This is a genomic window from Bacterioplanes sp. CLAM21, from assembly GCF_059641015.1.
Map to the genome: position 1 here is coordinate 2,542,236 of NZ_CM184929.1, position 18,564 is coordinate 2,560,799.

Genomic DNA, 18,564 nt, shown 5'->3' on the forward strand with positions numbered 1-18,564 from the left:
TTATTTTCCAAGTAAATTATTTACTACTGTTCTATCAAGCTGGATGAGTTTGCCTTTTTGCAAGAAGAATAGTTGATCTAGTTTATCCCCAGTTTTGCGCTTTCCAAATGACGCTGCTGCTGACTTATATATATCAAACGTACTGAAGTCATCTGGTACTGCCACTACAAATGAATTCGCCTGACCACCCTTTATTTTCATCTCAAGTCTACGCGCAATTGCCCCTGGTTTTAAAACGTCTGGCGTCAGAACATCTACTTTACCAAGCCCATCAACAAAAAACTCTGGCGTTTTAACCCCATGAACTCCCTTCTCACTTGCCTCCAAAAGCACTTTAACATCATAACCAAGGTCTTTTAATGCAACTCCTGAAGCTTGCTCGGTTGGACTTAACGTTTCCCAACGCTTTTCTATGATTAGGCTACCTTGTCTAGGAACTAAAGATTTGCTATTCGAAACCACACCACCATTAAACCCACCCTGCTTCCGGTATGCACGGGTCGCATCGCCTAGCTTATCGGTAATCGACGACAGAATCGACGTCTGAGCTTTTCCTGGAATAAACTCAGCTGCCAACGCAAGGCCCATGATTAAAGATTTCCACTGCGCATCGTCTCGTAAGGCTGCAGGGGCATGCGGTGACGAAAAGGCCGTTTCAAGCGTTGTCACTGAAGGCTCTAAAGCATCCAGTAGAGGGGAAGCAACATATTCATTCCACAGTTGCTTTCCTTTCCCTATGAAATTAAGAGCCATAGTATCAAAACTTGATGCGGTCTCCACGGTGGCCATATGCTCAGAAAGCTCAGTATCTCTTTGCAGCCTTCGCCTTTCCGTCCCAATAATCCCTTCGGCTAGTGCTAGTGCATACCCATTAGCTGAGGAATCCGCCAATTCTGTCGTATTGAGAACAGTTTCACCACTTCGGAAGCCTTGCTCGAGCGTCTGCATTTGCTGTTCGCTTCCATGCGTCCCAAGGTGGTACATGGTGCCAAAGAAGGCCTCTTCCTGAGAACTTCCCGGCTTGACAACTACCAGCTGATTCGGCAGATCAGTATGATCGGAAGATAGATTTTGTTGCACAATTCCTTTAAGCAAGGCAACCCCAGACGCATCAACCGTTTCTACAACGGTAGCGCCCATTCCCCAATGGCTATTGCTGTTAGTGTTCTCGACTTTCGAGGTGATTTTAATCCCCAAAGCTTTAGCCAACGCAACCGATTCTGCATCCGACGTTCCGGCTCCTTCAGGAACTGCAAAAATGGCGACCATTCCGGCCTCATTCAGCACATGAACTTTATCAGAGAAGTCACCAAAGTGTTGTGCACCTTTTTCTAAAGCTCGCTGGGTCCATTCACCATTGCCCGATTGAAGATCGACTTTGGCTGCTCCAGTCTTGGTTGTATTAACATTCGAGTCGGTTTCAATTTGCTCACCGCTCTTCATATTCACTTTAGTGACAACTGCCGTACCGCTATCGGTTCCAGACGACACAGTGGCATCCGCAGTCGTGGTGGCTGGTGGGGCACTATTGACTGCGGCAGTTACTGTCTGCTTAGCATTAGGGCCAGCATCAGAAGCGTCGGAAGCTAACTGACCGGTAGCCCCATTCGCCACCTTAGTCGCCTGCTGCGGGGTGCGGTTATCGGCCTGCTGTTGAGCGTTTGCGTTATGCTGCTTCGCTTGCGTCTCACTCAACGCATTCTTCGACGCACTCCCCTCATCACCAAACCAACCTGTCACTTCATTGCTTAACGCATCAAAGCCAGTATCAAGGGCACTGCCAATCTGGTTATTGAGTGTTTGTTTAAAGGATGACCCTTTCTCCAACCCTTGAGACTGCAAGAACCTATCACCCATACTATGGGCGATCGACACGGCTGCCGAGCTGAGCGTGCGCTGCAGGAAGTTCATGCCGGTTTCTTGCTGTGCGTCGTAGCCACCGTAGGTATGGCGACGAATGGTATCACTGGCAAAACCCTGCACGGCGCTTTGGGCCAGTTGGCGTGCGGCTTCGTTATACCAGGTGCTCGCTTTCGCATTCATACCTGGAACAAACGAGGTAACCGCACTGGCGGCGATATTGGTGAGGGTGTTACGCCACGTAAACTGCTGACCAACGTCACCACCACTAAAGCGATAGAACACTTCATCCATCACCGAGCTGGTGGCAGCAGACGCCGCCGCTCCGGCCAACACGGATACGGTACTTGCAGTTGTACTTGCAACTGTAGTTCCAGTTGCTGCTGTTGCAGCTGCACTGGCACTGGCACTGGCACTGGCAGCCGTCCCTCCGGCGGCACTCGATGCAGCACCAAAGGAAGATGCAGCGGCCGCATAGGTGACACCGTCATAAACGGCTTGTTTCCAGTTCCAGCCATCTTGGAGACCGGCAACATTGTTACCTGCCTGCTTGGTACCGGCATAGGTCACAGCAGACAAGGCGGTGGCGGCCGCCGGGCCTAACGTTCCAGCGGACAAATAAGTCACCGCTACCGCAGCCGCCACGGCTACCACGGTCACCACCACACTGGCGTACATGGTGACATGAGTGTCTTTATTCTCAAACGCCGGCATCAGCGGCTGGGCATTGCCCATCGGATCACTGGTATCGACGTTGAGCTGGCTGGCCGTCGAGATCACGCCATAGACTTTTTCTGGTATGCGAAGGCTGGTGCCCTTTGGCAATACATCGCTGGCGCTAAGGCCGTTGCTTTCAGCAATCACGTGCCACAAGCTGGCATCGCCATACACCGACAAGGCAATGCTTTCTAACGTTTCGCCTTCTACCGCCGTGGTGTAACTCACCATATTGGTGTAGCTACTGAGGCTGTTATTGCCGTAGCTAAACTGACTACCCTGGCCTTGCTGCAGCGTGTCGCGCAGCGCATCGGCCTCAGCCGAACTGCTATAGCCGCCGTTCACTTCCACCACGTCATCGCGTGACGCCAAGGCGCGCTCTGCCGTTTCTAAATGCTGCTGGGCATAGTTTTTACTGAAGTATTGGCTATCACCGGCTTCGCCGATGGCTTGACCGTTAAAGTAGTAATAGTGCTGTTGCTGGTGCTGCCAAACCTCGTCGCCTTGGTTGTATTCACTTTCAGCACGTTTTAGTACCAGACCATTGATACCACTGGTGTACTCATACACCCGTTTACCGGTGGCATCGCGCAGGGTTTGCACATTGCCATTGGCATCGTAACGGTAGTTTTGCAGGCCATAAGCCTGGCCCTTTTGCGCCTCTGTAGGGGCGTCATGGGCACGTTGGGTACCGCTTTGCTGGTAACTGTCCCATTTCTCATAGGTGAACTGAGCCGGGTCGGCACCATCGCCCATAATATCTTGCTTGATCAGCACATCGGCATGGTTATAGGTGTTAACCGTGCGCTCGTCGTCATCAAAGTGGTTAATCGACTCTAGCTTGTTGCCGTATTGGTCGTACTGGTAGCTGTTGTCGCGGATTTTGCCGTAACGCTCAACAAAGTAATATTCTGTGCGGTATCCAGTACGACTACTTTCGTCAGTCACTCGCCGGCTCTTACGTTCGACATAATGGCCGTATTCGGTCGAGCGCAGCAGCACACCGTCTTTCGACACGTTACGGTCGGCCAATAGCTGCTCACCGTCGTCGCCCATCAAATGAATGCTGGTTAAGTGGCCATTGGCGTCATAGCGATAGCGCATATCCTGTTCACTATCGCCGCTGCCGCTCACCACCTGCACTCGTCTGCCTTGCTGGTCGTAAACGGTACGCTCGCCGTGGGTGTCGAGCGACAAGGTGCCATTTTCGATACTGGCATTGCCGATGATCATGCGATTGACGTCATCGTAGGCATGCCAGTAGGCGTTGCGTGCCGCAGGCACACTATTCTGGGCATACACCAGAGATTCGTTGTACACCAGGTTATCGTTGGCGTCGTAACCGTAGGAGACTTTAAAGCGCTGATCGTCTTCCACAAACACCAGACGGCCCTGCTCGTCGTAGCGGGCAAAGGCATCCTGGATGATTTGAATCAGGCCGTTTTCATCCTGGCTGTAATAGGTCTCACGCGAGCGCTTGCCGCCCTGGTCGTATTCGTATTCCGCAAAGCTGTGCACACCTAAGTCGTTGACCGACTTGAGCTGACCATCGGAGAAGTAGTCGTAACGCACGTCTTTGCCGGTGAATTCACCTAATTGGCCATCGTCGCGATCCGAGCGGTTGCCGTTGGCATCCAGACTGTATTCGCGCTGAAGCTGGCCAGCCAGGTCGTAGTCGTAGAAGAACTGGTGGCCGCCCAAGTCGGTCTTTTGCACAGTCCGGCCCCAGGCATCCTGCACCGTGGTGCTTTCATCCTGATTGGCCGGTTGGCCACTGAGGCCCTCGGTGGTGGTTAGGGTTAAACCGCCATGCTCATTTAGCACATAGTCATAGCGGCTAAAGCGCCCGCCACGCAGCAGATTGCCACGGCTATCGGTTTCATACTGGTGCACCAAACGCCCCTGGTAGTCACGCTCAAACGCGGTGTGCAGGTCGCGGGTTTGCTCGCTGCCATCGCTATTGCGTTTTAACGTGACCGTCGATTGGCTATGAGTCAGCTCACCAAAGCGGTTATAGCGCTGCACGCTATCACCGAGGATTTTTTGCCCAGTCACGGTGACCACCATGCTGCCATCGGCATTATGCTGATAGCGGTATCGGGTGACCTGGGCCTCGTCGGTGATGCCCGGAGCAACGACGGTGCGCAAATCACCCAGCTCGTCGTAGCCATATTCGGTGCGCGATTGCTGCGCATCGATGCGACTGGCGACCTTATCGCCGGCCCAGGTTTGCAGAGTTAACGCACCACGAGCGTCTTTTTCACCGACCAAACGGCCACTGCCATCGTAGTAGTATTCCACTCGATCGCTATCAGCCGCTTGCTCATGGGCCAAACGCGAGACCTTACCGGCCTGACCCTTGATATCCACCGCATCGATACGGTCGACATTCGGCTGCATCGTGGCGATACGCTGCCCTAAATGATCGTATTCATGGCGAGTGGTGGCGTACTGACGTACTTCCCCTTCGGTGGTAACGAGTTTTGCCACCACACTGCCGTCGCTATTGACCTGGTTGCCATAAGCGCTGGTTTCTGCAATGCGGTTGCCAAAACGGTCGTAGGCTTGGCTGGTCGCCCGCGCGCCTTGCCACAGCGCGCCGTTGCGGGCCAATGCACTCATATTGCTAAACAGCTGCGGCTGCAGATCCATCGCCTGATGGCTCAAGACCGCAATGCTGCCACTGCTGCGCCTGCGATCATCATTGAGCTTGCGCTTATCTTCTGGCGTTTCACCCGTAACTTCACCTTGCTTGGTCATCTGACCTTGGCCCTGGCCCAGCATGACGCCATCGGTATCGTACGCGACATAGCGGTAGCTAAATTCGCCGAAGTTGAGCTGCTTGTCGTTCAGCAACCAATCACCATCGACCACCCAGCCATAATCGCCCATGCGACTGGCCAACAAGGTGCGCTCTTCGGCCACACCGTCTTTCATCGCTTGGTAATGGAACTCAACCCGAGTCGCGTCTTTTGGCTGGTTGCTTAACACCAGTCGCTGACCAAACACATCGTTAACGGTTATTTCACTGGTCTGGCGGCGGCTGGCGCGATTGCCTTTGCTCGGCTTGCGCCCCTGCCATTGATACACGCCCTCATCGGTGGCGATACTGACCCAGCCACCGTCGTCGTCTTGCAGCCATACCGTGTACTGGTACTGGTACACCACATCATCAACGTCTTTACGATTAATGTGTGGCAGTTCTACATCACTGCCGATATCCAGACTCAGGCGTTCGCCGACGTTATCCAGCTCGTAGGTTTTTTGCCAGTTGCGCAGCCCTTCGATACTGGTCTTACGGCCAAAGTGGTAATCGGTCTCAAAGTCGATGCGCACCTTGCCCTGATAGCCGTCAATGGCCGCCATCTCCAGATGAATGCCTTTATGGGTGTGCGCGCGCAAGTTATCATCAGCATGCCAACGGTTGCCATCACCACGACCATAAATAGTGGCGGTAAAGTCCAGATCCATGCGGGTGGAAAATACATTGCCGTTATGGCGGGCGGCGGTCTCACTGCGACTGGCCAGTTCAGGATGCTCAGCCAGATAGTCGAACACGGCTTCGCTGCTGAGTTGGATCTCAGCGATCTGACGGTTTTGCTCGTCGTAGCGATTGACCACAAAGCGCATGCCATCGGTGCTCGCCAGCTCTTCGCTCATTAGCTGCTGTACTGTCCAACCACTGATATCAACCGCCGACGATTCCACTTGCAGTACAGCGTTACCTTCGGCGTCGTACAAGTACAAACGGCTGACACCGCCATCCTGGCTGGCGATCAAATTGCCTTGGCCGTCATAGCGATAGCTCGCGGTCACCTTGCCATTGCGCTGGCGCTCAACGATGTCACCAAAGGCGTTATAGGCGGTGGTTTCAGTATGGGAGTTCTTCCCGGCTACACGCTTGCTGTCGGTGTTGGCGTCTTGATCATAGCTATGACGGCTAATCACTCGACCCAGATTGTCATAGAGATAGTCGTGCTGGGCGTTACGATCCTCATCGATCACCTGCATCAACAGACCATTGAAGGTGTCGGTGTTGTTGCGGCTGTCTTTGTCGAAGTTAACACTGTTGTCGTAAATGTATTGTTTATTGCCCAATACACCTTCTTCGCTCAGCAGCTGCCCCATACGGAAACTGCGCTGATGGGTTTTAACTTCGTCGCCGTTGGCATTTAACGTCGCTTCTTTGATGACATTGTTGTAGTAGTCATAAGCAAAGGTTTGGGTCGGACGTACCTGCTTGCCTTCATGGTTGCTATAGCCCGCTTGCTGCTCTAACACCACCCGATTCAGTGCATCGTATTGGCGATTAATTCTGCTCACGTCGGCGTCACTCAGCCATTGCTGACCGTCACGCGCCATCATGCCCTGGGCCCGCTCGATCATATTGCCAGCGGCATCGTAGATGTATTGGGTAACGTGATCACCCTCGAACGCCACCAACTCAGCTTGGCTGCCCTCGCCGACAGCACTGCTGGCCACGGTATGGCGGGTCACGCCCACAACACGCTCTTCGGTCACCTGACCACGAGCATCGTAGGCATACACAGTGGTGCGATCTTTGCCTTGCTGGCTGATGGCCCAATCAACAATGCCATCGACATCACTGAACGGACTGTTGTCTGGCAGCAGTGCCTCAAACTCGACCTTGCGGGCAATCTGGCCCAAGGTATCGTAGTGATATTGGGTAATGCCACCACTGGCATCAACTTCAACCGCGATCTGTTGCTGATCGTTATAGAAGTAACGACGGCTATGGCCATTGGCGTCGGTGGTTTTTGTGATGTGACCGTAGCTGTTGTACTCATTGCGACGAGTGGAGGATGACTGGCCATATTTCAAGTCATCGCTGATCTGTGCTCCGCCCGATTGCTCTTCGAATGCCAACCAGCCTTGTTCGTTGTAATGATAACGGGTCTCACGGGCATCGTTGCGATGAGTGGCCATCCAGGACTGCAGCGCATCCAGAGTGAACGCTTCGCCATCGTAGAAGTCAGCGAGACGCAATTGGCGAGTCACCTTGCCATCAACATTGTACTCGTAGAACTGAACGCTGTTATCGGCCGCGACCTTAAAGCGCATATTGCCCGCCAGATCGCGTATTAGATGAGTGACCTTGCCACGGCCATCGGTCTCGCGAATGCTGTTGCCATAATCGTCGTACTCGATGCTGACACTGCTACCGTCCTTGCTATTTTGTTCCAGCACCCGGTTCCAGGCGTCGTAGGCCGCAGTCAAGGCTAAATCACTGCCCAGCTCGTGGGTACTGGTTAGATTGCCCAGCACGTCGTAGCGGTACTCGGTGTATTGCACCTGATCTTCGCCATTCGCGTCTTTAAACGCCGGCGAACGTTCACCAATCAACTCATTGCGACCGTTGTACAAATAATGGGTGATATGACCGTTGCCATCTTTCATCCAGATACGGTTGCCATTGGCATCGTAACCGTATTCCTCGAGGTATTGCTCATGGTCGCCGTAGCGGGTCTCAACCAGCTGGTTGGCGCCGTTGTAAACAAAGTGCTGAACTCGTGCACTGGCATCGCTTTCTAGGGATTCCAGCACGGTTTGCCAGTGGCTAGAGGTCGATAGCTGCTCTACGTCTAAGGGTTGCTGATAGGTCTGCTCCCGAGTTTTATTGCCCTGGGCGTCGTAATCAAAGCGCGTCACTGCACCGGTGCCATTGACGCTGACACGCAGACGATTAGCCTGATCGTAGAAGTAGTAGCTTGGCTCGCCGCTTTGGTTAACGGATTTCACCACATTGCCAAAGGCGTCGGTCCAGGTGCTCATTTCAGCACCACGCTTGCCTGAACCGACGTCAACGACCATTGGGCCATTGCCTGAAAGGGCATCAAATAAAGAGTTCTTATCTACCTCGACATCACCATGGCCCGTCGTAACACGCGCTAAGTTTCCGTTCTGGTCATAGGCGTAACGAATCTCATACATCTCTGCAATGTAGGGCAGTACATGCGGCATCAGATCCTTCGACCATGCAGCATAGTGCGCTTCATTATCGTTGAGGTCGCCTCCTCCCATAGGCCGCATCAGTGGTGGCGTTAGGCTTCTAATTTCTTCTGCCAATGCCACTGCCATGGCCGGTGGCTGCTCAGCCACTTTGCGGCCAAAGGCATCGTAGCGATAGCCGGTGATGCGCTGCTGATCGCTGCCAGCCAGCTCGGTTTTTTGCGTCAGCTGATTGCGCAGGTCGTATTGGTAGGTGGTGGTACGTGCCAACTCGGTGCCTGCGGCTTCGACTTTTTCACTGCGATTGCCAAATAGGTCGTAGGCGTAGCTAGTACGCACCCCTTCACGGCTTTCGCTGATCAGCTGACCTTGGGCGTTGTACTCGTACGTATTAACAAAGGCCGCTTGGTCTAATGCCTTAGCACCCTGCTCAGCTTGGGCCTGCGCCAGCGTCACCGGATTACGGTACTGACGCACCTCGATCTGATTGCCTTGGCTATCGTAGGCGTAGTCGGTGACATAACCTTCTTCGGTCTTGGCCGATGCCTGCTGATAACTCGGCTGGTTCTCTACCTTGAACAGGCTGTCGCCATCCAAGGTGATGCTGACCGGCACATAGGTGCGAATACGCTGTCCCAGATCGTTGTAATAGTGATACTGGGTGCGGCCATTGGCATCGGTTTCAGCGGTCACATTGCCGGCGGCATCGTACTCATAGCGAGTTTCATGACCTTCGCCGTTGCGCTCGGCCACCTGTCGGCCGACATCATCGTAGTCGTAGTGGGTACTTTGGCGTAGTTCCAATTCTTCAGCCGTTAAGGCTGCCACTGTGGCGCTGATATCGGCAGTGCTGGTGCTGGTAGATACTGGGAATGCCTGGGCATAACGAATGCGCTCGACGACATCGCCCACGGCGTTGTACTTCAGCTCGGTCAGATAGTTCTGGCCATCAATCTGATACTGCAAACGCCCCAGTACATCGTAGAAACTGTGCTCATGGGTTTTACGGTTCTGTGTGCTGACATTGAGCTGAGCCTGGCCAGCACTGTAATCCAGTACCGCGTCATAGCGATGCAGTTGCTGGCCTGTGGTGCGGTCAACCAGCTCTAATTGCACTTGGTAGCGACCCGCCGTTAAGGCGTTAAAGATCAGCTGCTGACCGTCCTGTTGTGCTCCTGTCTGCCAGTCACTCTCGCCCTGGCGACGGTAACGAGCGCTCAGCTCGGCATGGGCCGGTATCGACAGTCCCTCTAGATCAACCGCGACTTGACTGACCGTGCGCTGATAATCGCCGACAATAAAGTCGACACTCTGATTGGCACTGCTGCCATCATGGCGAGTGAACTGCAGCTGCGCCTGGTAACGACCGGTGCCTAGGCGCTCATCGCTGATATTGAGATCGTAAGCGCTGCCATCCAAGGAGGCATAGGTACGGACCGTGCCGACCGTGCGACCGCTGTCCAGCTCAACAATGGTGGCATCGATATAATCCACATCCTGCCAGTCCGACGCCAGCAAGGCCCCTTGCAGACGCATGCCATCACGGCTTTGCACCGTATCACGGCGCTCAACCACTTGCAGGCTGGTGGCTAACTGCTCTGGTGAACCCTGGAAGGTGCCACTGGCGCGGCTGCGCTCAATGCCATGAGCGTTACGTACGCTCAGTTCATACTCATAGTCGCCACTGGCCAGCGGCTGTTCGAACCACACCGCCAATTGGGTCTCATGGTGGCTCACCGCATGCTCAATAAAGGCCTCGCTGCCCTTAGCACGGTAGCGGAAGCTGACCTGATCACCGGCTTCAATGGCCAGCGCGTTACCTGCAAAGGTTAAGCGCTGCTGGCGCTCGGCGTCGCTTGGAAGAATGTAACGTTTAATCTCCTCCGTTGACTCCGGCTCACCGTCTTCATTGAGTTTGGTGGTCGTTAGTTTGACGTTCAGGAAGCCCTCGTCATCCACGACGTTAGCCAGCTGCTCGAGCTGCAATGTCGACAGGTTGAGGCGACCGCTGTACTGATCATTGATTTGGAACAGCAAGGTCGGGTTGGTATCGACCGGATCACCGTAAGGGTTACCCGCCGCATCCAATACCTGAGCCGTAACGCGGCTAATCTGCTCAAACTCGGCCGCCGGGATGGCGTAATTCACCGAGGTACCATCAGGATCATTGTTGCCGTAAGTAAAGCGATCACGAGTGGCTTGGCCGTATGTGACAAAGTCGTCCTCTACCGCGATCTGGCCATTCCATTGCTCCATGACCTTATTACGGCCATCGGTGTACTCGACCCGGAACTCGTATTCACGCCCCTCACGTGCATCACTAAGCTCTACCTGATAGCGCACGACCCTGCTCTGATCATTGTCGGATCTCAAGTCTGGGTCATTGAGGAATTCAGCATCGATGTCATTGGCATCAAAGATTGAATGCACTTCAACATTGTTGGCTTCAGTAAAGTCGTCATTTGAGCCCGCTTTGCGATACAGCACCCTGGCATCGTAATCCAGCGTATTTTCGCGACTGAACCAATCCAGCAGCAGCGGCAGATCGCCTTCGCGTTTACCTTTGTAGAAGGTGATGTCATCGCTAACGCTGTTGCTCACCTGGCCCTGGCTATCGAGGGTTTCGTAAATAACCTCAGCGCGATACTCACCATCGGACAGCGAGCGCCCATAGTCACTGAAGTTGACCTGGTGATTCCACGGGATTTTGACCTCTTCCCGTACCTCACGCACCACATCGTTATCGGTGCGATCGTCATCCAAGTTAGGCTGATACACACGCAGGTAGCTCACCGTACGCGGGGTGGCGATTTCGCCTTTATAGACTTCAGTAACATCGCCTTCGCTGTCGACCTGGAAGTAGGTCAGCTTGACCCGTACCCGGTCCGGGTTGGCGATTTTGGTTAGGTCCGAGTTATAAGGAAGGCCATCGCTGTAGTACAACGAGCGGATATCCATCGACAAGCCATTGCTATTGGTGCCGTAGTCCAGCTCCAGCACTTCACCTTCGTTAACACGGGCCGGCACACTCGGCAGCTTGTAACTAAAATTCTGCGGCACCACCGGATCACGTTTCAGGTTAATCACCGTCCACTGAGGGTTGTGGCTTTTAACCGTGTAGTGGCCTTCTAGCAGCTTGTCTTCCACCACCACGGCCCCGTCTTCTGGCCGTGCTCGAGTGACCTGCTCGTTATTCAGGGTAAAGCCATGCTGTTGCCACTGCAGCGCTGGGTCACGCTGACCCGACAGAACGCTGACGCCGTCGTCATTGCTCAAGCTTTGCTGGCCCTGACGGTCGCTGCCGGTGAGCACCTGCTCGCTCTGCTCGAGATAAGCACTCAGCTCGTCCAAGCTGTAGTCGTGACGTACGCTCAGCGGCGCTTGATAACGGGTTTCGGCGATGCGCTCATCGACAGCGTTGTAGTGGATCTGGCTGACATAACCGGCGGCATCCAGGCTATATACCAAACGACCGGCCTGATCATAGATAAACTGCTGGTGTTGATCGGCATCGCTGGCGACCACAAGAGCCTGCAAGTCTTCTAGGCTTGGACGTCCACTGATCTCAACGCCAGTGGCGTATTCGATCTTGCGCGCCACCTGGGCCCGATCGTTGTACTGCTGTTCGATCACAAAACCCGCCTGGTCAACGCGCAGGATTTCCTGGTTGCGATCGTTGTAGTAGCGATAGCTCCAGCGGCCATCTTGGCTGTCGTCAAACAGCGCCAGCCACTGGCTTAAACTGGCGTTGGCCACGTCCAGCCCCAGCTCATAAGCGTTACTGTCGAGCTGGCGCTCGCTGATGCGGTTACCACGGATATCGTAGTCGTACGCCGACACCAGACCACGAGCATCCACACTGACGCGTAAGCGGCCCAAGGTGTCGTAACGATAGTGCTGCTGCGACAGCAAAGTATGGTCAACATCAAAGCGCTGTTGCTGCAATAAATTGCCAGCCACGTCGTAGCGGAAGGTGGTGTACACCCCCAGGCTGTCGGTCTGCTTCAGCTTGCGCCCTTGCAGATCGTATTCAACGCGGGTGACGTTGCCGAGGGCGTCGATGCGCTCAGACACATTGCCATGTTGGTCATAGCGCATCTGCACCTTAACCGCTTCGCCATCCGGATCGGTCACCTCAGCGATGCGACGGCCCAGACCATCAAACAAGAACTGCTGCTCACGCTCGAGCACGATGCTGCCGTTGTTATCCAGGCTGCCTTGTACCTGCGACACAGCATTTTGCAGGCCGTCATAGCGGTACTCAGTGACCTGACGCAGACCGTCGGGGTCGCGCAGTTCACGCAGCACATCGCCGCGACGATCAAACTGATACTCGGTCACCAGGCCATTGGCGGCGGTTTCACGAATACGGTTGCCGAGGGCGTCGTAGCTGTAGGCCGTCACTTGATGACGACCCTCTGGGTGGCTGTCTGATTTTGGGTCCACCACGCGCTTCAGCACCCGGTTTTCACTGTCGTAGCGGTATTCAACGCGATCGCCGTGGGCGCTGATTTCGGTGATCAGATTGCCAAGGTTATCGTATTCACGATTGGACGTGCCGTCACGAGAGTCCCGCGTTTCACGCAGCTGACCGTTAACATCGTACTGGTATTCAATGCTGCGGCCGAGGCTATCGGTGACCCGAATGGTTTCACCAAAGCCGTTACTGGTGGTGGTGGTTTCGATGCCATCGGGCGTCAGCATCACCACCTGACGACCGCTGTCGTCGTAGCGGTATTCGGTGATTTCACCGTAGACGTCGGTGCTGCGCAGCACTCGACCAAAGGCGTCGTAGCTGTGGCTTTGCAGCTGAGGATCTAAGCCACCGCCGTTACTGCGCTGACGCTCAATCATCTGGCCATTACGGTCGTAACGTTGCAGCTCCAGCAGATCGCCGTTTTCGATCACTCGTACCCGACGGCCAAAGGCGTCGTACTGCTGATCCACCACCACATCGGCACCCCCAACATCCTGGTGACGTTGGGTTTGCAGGCCACGACGGTCGTACTGATAGGTACTGACCACCGCCTTGCCGGCTTGCTCATCACTGGCTTGCTGCAGTTCACGCACCTCAGCGGCCAATTCACCAAAGGCGTTGTAGTAATAGCGCACCGAGTAGCCTTCGCCGTCAGTGCGCTCCATCACTTCACCGCCATCGCCATAGACAGTGCGCTGATGCTGGTCTTGCTCGGCGTTGTAGCGGATCTGGTTCAGCAGGTTGCTGCTGATAACACCGCCGCTCAGCTGAGTGATATTGACTCGACCGGCCAGTTTGACCTCGTCGGTCTGCTCACCAAAGGCGTTGTACAGATAAGCCGTGACGTCACCACGGCTGTTGATCTGATAGGTCAGCTGACCATCGGCGTCATAATAATAAAAACGCTGATTGCCATTGATGTCGGTGGCTTGAATACGACGGCCAGCACCGTCGTATTGGTAGCGCCAGTCGTGCAGACCTTGCTGACTGGCCTTGCCCGACGCTTCTGCTATTTTTTGACCGGCCTGGTCGTAGCTCCAGGTCTGGGTGCGCACCTGAGCCTCGTTGGCCGCCGCACGGCGTTCACTGAGTTGCTGGCCAAAGGCATCATATTCTTTACCCGTCACGCTGCCATCATGGGCTTTATGCATGACCTCACGACCCAGGGCATCGTAATCACGCTCGATGTGTTGAGCTTGTGCTCGATCCAGCGTGCTGACATTGCGGGCACGGATGGCGTCCGCCGTCAGCGCTTGTTCATAACGGTACTCGTCACTGACATTGCCGGCAGCGTCGTAGACGTATTCGCTGACATAGCCTTCAGCATCGATCTGATAACGCAGCTGGCCAAAGTCATCGAGGATACGATAGACGGACTGATCCTGTGCCAGGCGCGCGGGGTCGTTGGCGACCAGCGCACTGTGAGCGGCATTAAAGGCAGCATCAAAGGCGGCAAACTCAAGGCTGGCGTCGATGTCCTGGCGTGTCAGGCTGTTGTAGCGATGGCTCGCGAGCAACTGACCCAGAGCATCGTACTCAAAGGATTGGATATAGCCTTCGCCATCGATCTGATAGCGCACCAGGCCCTGCTCGTCGCGCAGCGAGTGCGTAGTGCGAGCATCTTGTAGACCATGCACCGCACTGCTGGCTTGCAGTGACAGACCATCAAACAAGGCATTATAGGTTCGACTGGATTGCTCGTTGGCCAAACTGATTAAACGAATCTGGACCTTGCGCGCACCGATCGGCGCCAGCAGTTTTTTACCCACCTGCTGCCACTGTTCGTGGTTTTGCACCTCGTCGGATGACCAGTTCAACAGCGTGCTGCCGTCGGCGCCTAAGAAGTTCAGCTCAATACGGCCTACGTCATCTGCGTTGGTGCCGCGAATATAGCCTTCAAAGTCAAAGCCCTGCATGCCCTGATCGATACGCGTTTGATAAGCGCTGATATCGACGCTGCGGCTGTAGGTGGCCTCCGCACTCCAGTTATAGGTCGCTAAATAATAACGGCCCGACTGTGGGGCTGGGCTGCTACTGCGAGTGGTCCAGTAACCTGCGTCCTGCGACCAGCCACTGGTGGTATCAGCAGCATTACCAAGCAGTTCTTGATGGTTGCTTGATACCGGTGCCAGAGCGCTGTTGCCTATGGTAACGCCCTTCATTAAGGACACTCCCATAGCCTGTAAAGAGACACGATCAAAGCCTGCGCTATAGCTACCGCGGCTTAGATGACTGATCAGACGCACACGCACTTGACGGGTGCCGGCAGAGGCCATCACCTCTCGCTCAACGCTTTGCCATTGGTTCTGTTTGACCGGGTCGGTGGTGATGGATGACAGTACACGTCCCTGGCTGTCGAGGAACTCCAGAATCATATGACCCTGATCGCTATTATTGCTGCTCAACTGCCACGCTGATAGTTTAAAGCGCTGTGCACCGGCATCAATAATGGCTGCTAAGTGACTCACATCGACGGTTTGTTGAAGCTCACTTTCGCCTGAATTATTCCCGTAGAAGTAGTAGCCTACGGGAGCTACCGATGTATAGGCACGAGCCCAAGAGCCTGATACTGGTGTCCATCCTTTCATGTCATCGTCAGCACTGCCATTAACCAGTAACTCTTGATCCTCAAAGGACAGGCCTCTGGCTCCACCACGGCTTTCACTCACCCGCTCTAAGCGGTCGTTATAGCCATAGCTGATCAGCTCACCGGCGCTGGTTAGGGTCTGCGCCAGCAGGTTGTCTTGGTTATAGAAGTGGCGGGTATGGCGCACGTCGCTCTGACGTTGCAGCTGAGCTTGCAACGCGTCGATATCACCGGCTTGGCTGAGAGTCACGGCCTGGCCGTAGCGGATTTCTTCCACCAACTGGCCGTCCACTTCGTAGCGGTATTCGGTGACATGGCCGTCGCTGTCGAGGCGGAAGCGTTCTTGCCCCGCTGGATCGTACAGCGAGCGCTGGTGTTGTACTTGGTCGGTGTTGGCCAGTGCTTCACTCAGGCCCGCTTCGGTCAGGGCCGTGCTGCTCAGATCGATGCGACGGTAATGGTTCAGGGTATCGCTGACCTTGCCTAAGGCGTTGTAGCGATATTCCAGCACGTCGCCCAGGGCGTTGATATCAAAGCGTACTTGACCCAACTGATCGCGGATCTGATAACGAATTTGATCCTGCTCGCCAGTGTGGATATGGGCGCGTAATGATTCAGCGTCAGTGGCGGTGTCCATCACCGAAGCATCGATACGCTGTGCCAAGCGGCGCTGTTCCAGCGCTTCGCCATGGGCGTTGTGATGCCATTGGGTGACACTGCCATCTTGACGTATTAGGTGCGTGCGCTGGCCGTACTGATCGTACAGTGAGTAAGTCGAGCGGCCATCTTGGTCGGTGTGCTGACTGAGCAAACCACGCTCATCGTACGTCCAGGTTTCAGTGCGTTGGCTGTCGCCTTGGGTTACGGTGGTTTGGGTGCGCTGACCATGCACGTTGTAGCTGTGATCCTGCTGCTGGATCACTTGCTGCTCGGCGACCAGAGCCTTGGCGCTCGCCAGGTCGGTTAACGCGCTGGCACTGTGACTGCCGCTGTAACGCAGTTCCTGGCTAACCTTGTCGGTCACTGGGTCATAGCTAAACGCGGTTAACTGACCGCGACTGGAGATGCGGTACAGCACACGGCCGTGCTGATCTTGCAGTTCACGACTGCTGTAGCCGGCATTGCGGTGCTCGACCACCAGATAGCCATCTTCGATATCGCGCTGATAGGTGCTAACGCGGCCACTGGCCGACACGCTGCGGATCTTTTCATTATCGGCGTTGTAGTCGTGACGCAGGGTCTGATCGTAAGCCGTGCTGGTGAGGCGGCTTACGATGTCATCGCTGCTGGCCCGCAAGGCCAGGCCAGCCAGATCGATCACCTCGGCGTAACGCAGTTCCTGGATGCGATTGCCGCTGGCGTCGTAGTCGTAGGCGGTGACGGCACCGACGGCATCAAGGTGGTAGGCCACCAGGCCACGCTCGTTATAAACAAAGCGCTCCAGTCCACCCAAGGCATTGCGCTGGGCGATTAAACGACCCTGGGCATCATAGTGCTGTTGCTGTACGCCGCCCTCGGCGTCTTGCTGCCAGATGACTTCGTCACGGCTGTCGTAACGGTATTGGGTGGTGCGTGCTGGGCCGCTGCCGTCACGCTCCTGGCGTTCAATCAGGCGACCTTCGCGGTCGAACTGGAACTCACGCACACGGTTTTGTGGCGAGCGCTCATAAATGCGATCACCAAAGGCGTTGTAACGATATTCGGTCACCAGATGACGGGCATTCGGGCGCGCTTCGCCGTTCAGCTCGTTCGGATCTTCGATACGGCTCAGCACCCGACCTTCGCTGTCGTACTGGTAGCTCACCACCTGACCGCGCTCATCGATGCTGACGGTCTGGTTGCCGAGCACATCGTAGTGCCAGCTGGCGTTGGTGTGCTCACCACGGCGGGCCAGCAACTGACCATCAAGATCATAGTCGAACTCGGTGGTGCGACCATGACCGTCGATCAGGCGGACGGTCTCACCAAAGGCGTTGTTAACACGCTGGGTGACCACACCTTCCGGCGTGGTGACGGTAACGCTGTTGTTGGCATCGTCGTACTGGTAGCGGGTTTCCAGCCCCATAGGGGTAAAGGTGCTGACAATACGGTTGTGGGCATCGTAGACGGTGCGGCTGGCGTTGCCGCGGCCATCGATCTCAGCGATGACGCGGTTGTTGCGGTCGTAGTCTTTGCTGCTGACCAGTATGCCGTTTTCACTGACCTGGGTCTGACGCCCAAAGGCGTCGTAGCGATACAGGCTGACGTTGTCGTCATCGCCCATCGAGCGCACCTGCTTAGTGCGGTTGCCCGAGGCGTCGTAGCTCCAGTCGGTGGTGACGGTGGCGGCGCCACCATGGTCGCTGTCTTTGCGCAGCTCACGCACTTCGGTCACCAGTTCACCAAAGGCGTTGTAGCGATAGCGCAACGAGTAGCCTTCACCATCCAGGCGTTCCACCACCTTGCCATTGGCGTTGTAGCTGCTGTGCTGCTGACGGTCGACGCTATTGTCATACACCAAGGCATCAACCAAGGTACTGGTCAGCGTGCCACCGGTCAGGCCTTGGCTATCCACTCGAGTGGCCAGCTGGATCTGCTCGATCTGCTCGCCATAGGCGTTGTACAAGAACGCCGTCACCTCACCCAAGGTGTTGATTTGATGGGTCAGCTGACCGGCATCGTCGTAATAGTAATAGCGTGTATTGCCGCTGGCATCGCTGCTGCGAATCAAGCGGCCTTGGCCGTCGTAGTGACGCTGGGCGCTGTCGTAGTCGCCAGCCACGGCGCGGCCACTGGCCTCAGCGATGCGCTGACCGGCCTGGTCATAACGCCAGCTCTGGCTGCGGGTTTGATCGCTGTTGGCGCCGCGCAGATGCTGAGCAATGCGCTGGCCAAAAGCGTCGTATTCGATGTCGGTAACGCTGCCGTTGGCATCGGTCTGTCTGATCTGACGACCTACCGCATCAAAATCACG

Annotated in this window: 1 protein-coding gene (cut by a window edge); it reads right to left on the bottom strand. The window is 55.3% G+C overall.

Annotation, left to right across the window (positions count from 1 at the left end):
• A protein-coding gene (locus tag AC55FS_RS11780; RefSeq protein WP_496932448.1) for a calcium-binding protein crosses the window boundary here: on the bottom strand, window positions 1-18,564 show its 3' portion. Its footprint extends 16,422 nt past the window's final position; only the last 18,564 of its 34,986 coding nucleotides appear in the window; its start codon lies beyond the right edge, outside the window; its stop codon occupies window positions 1-3.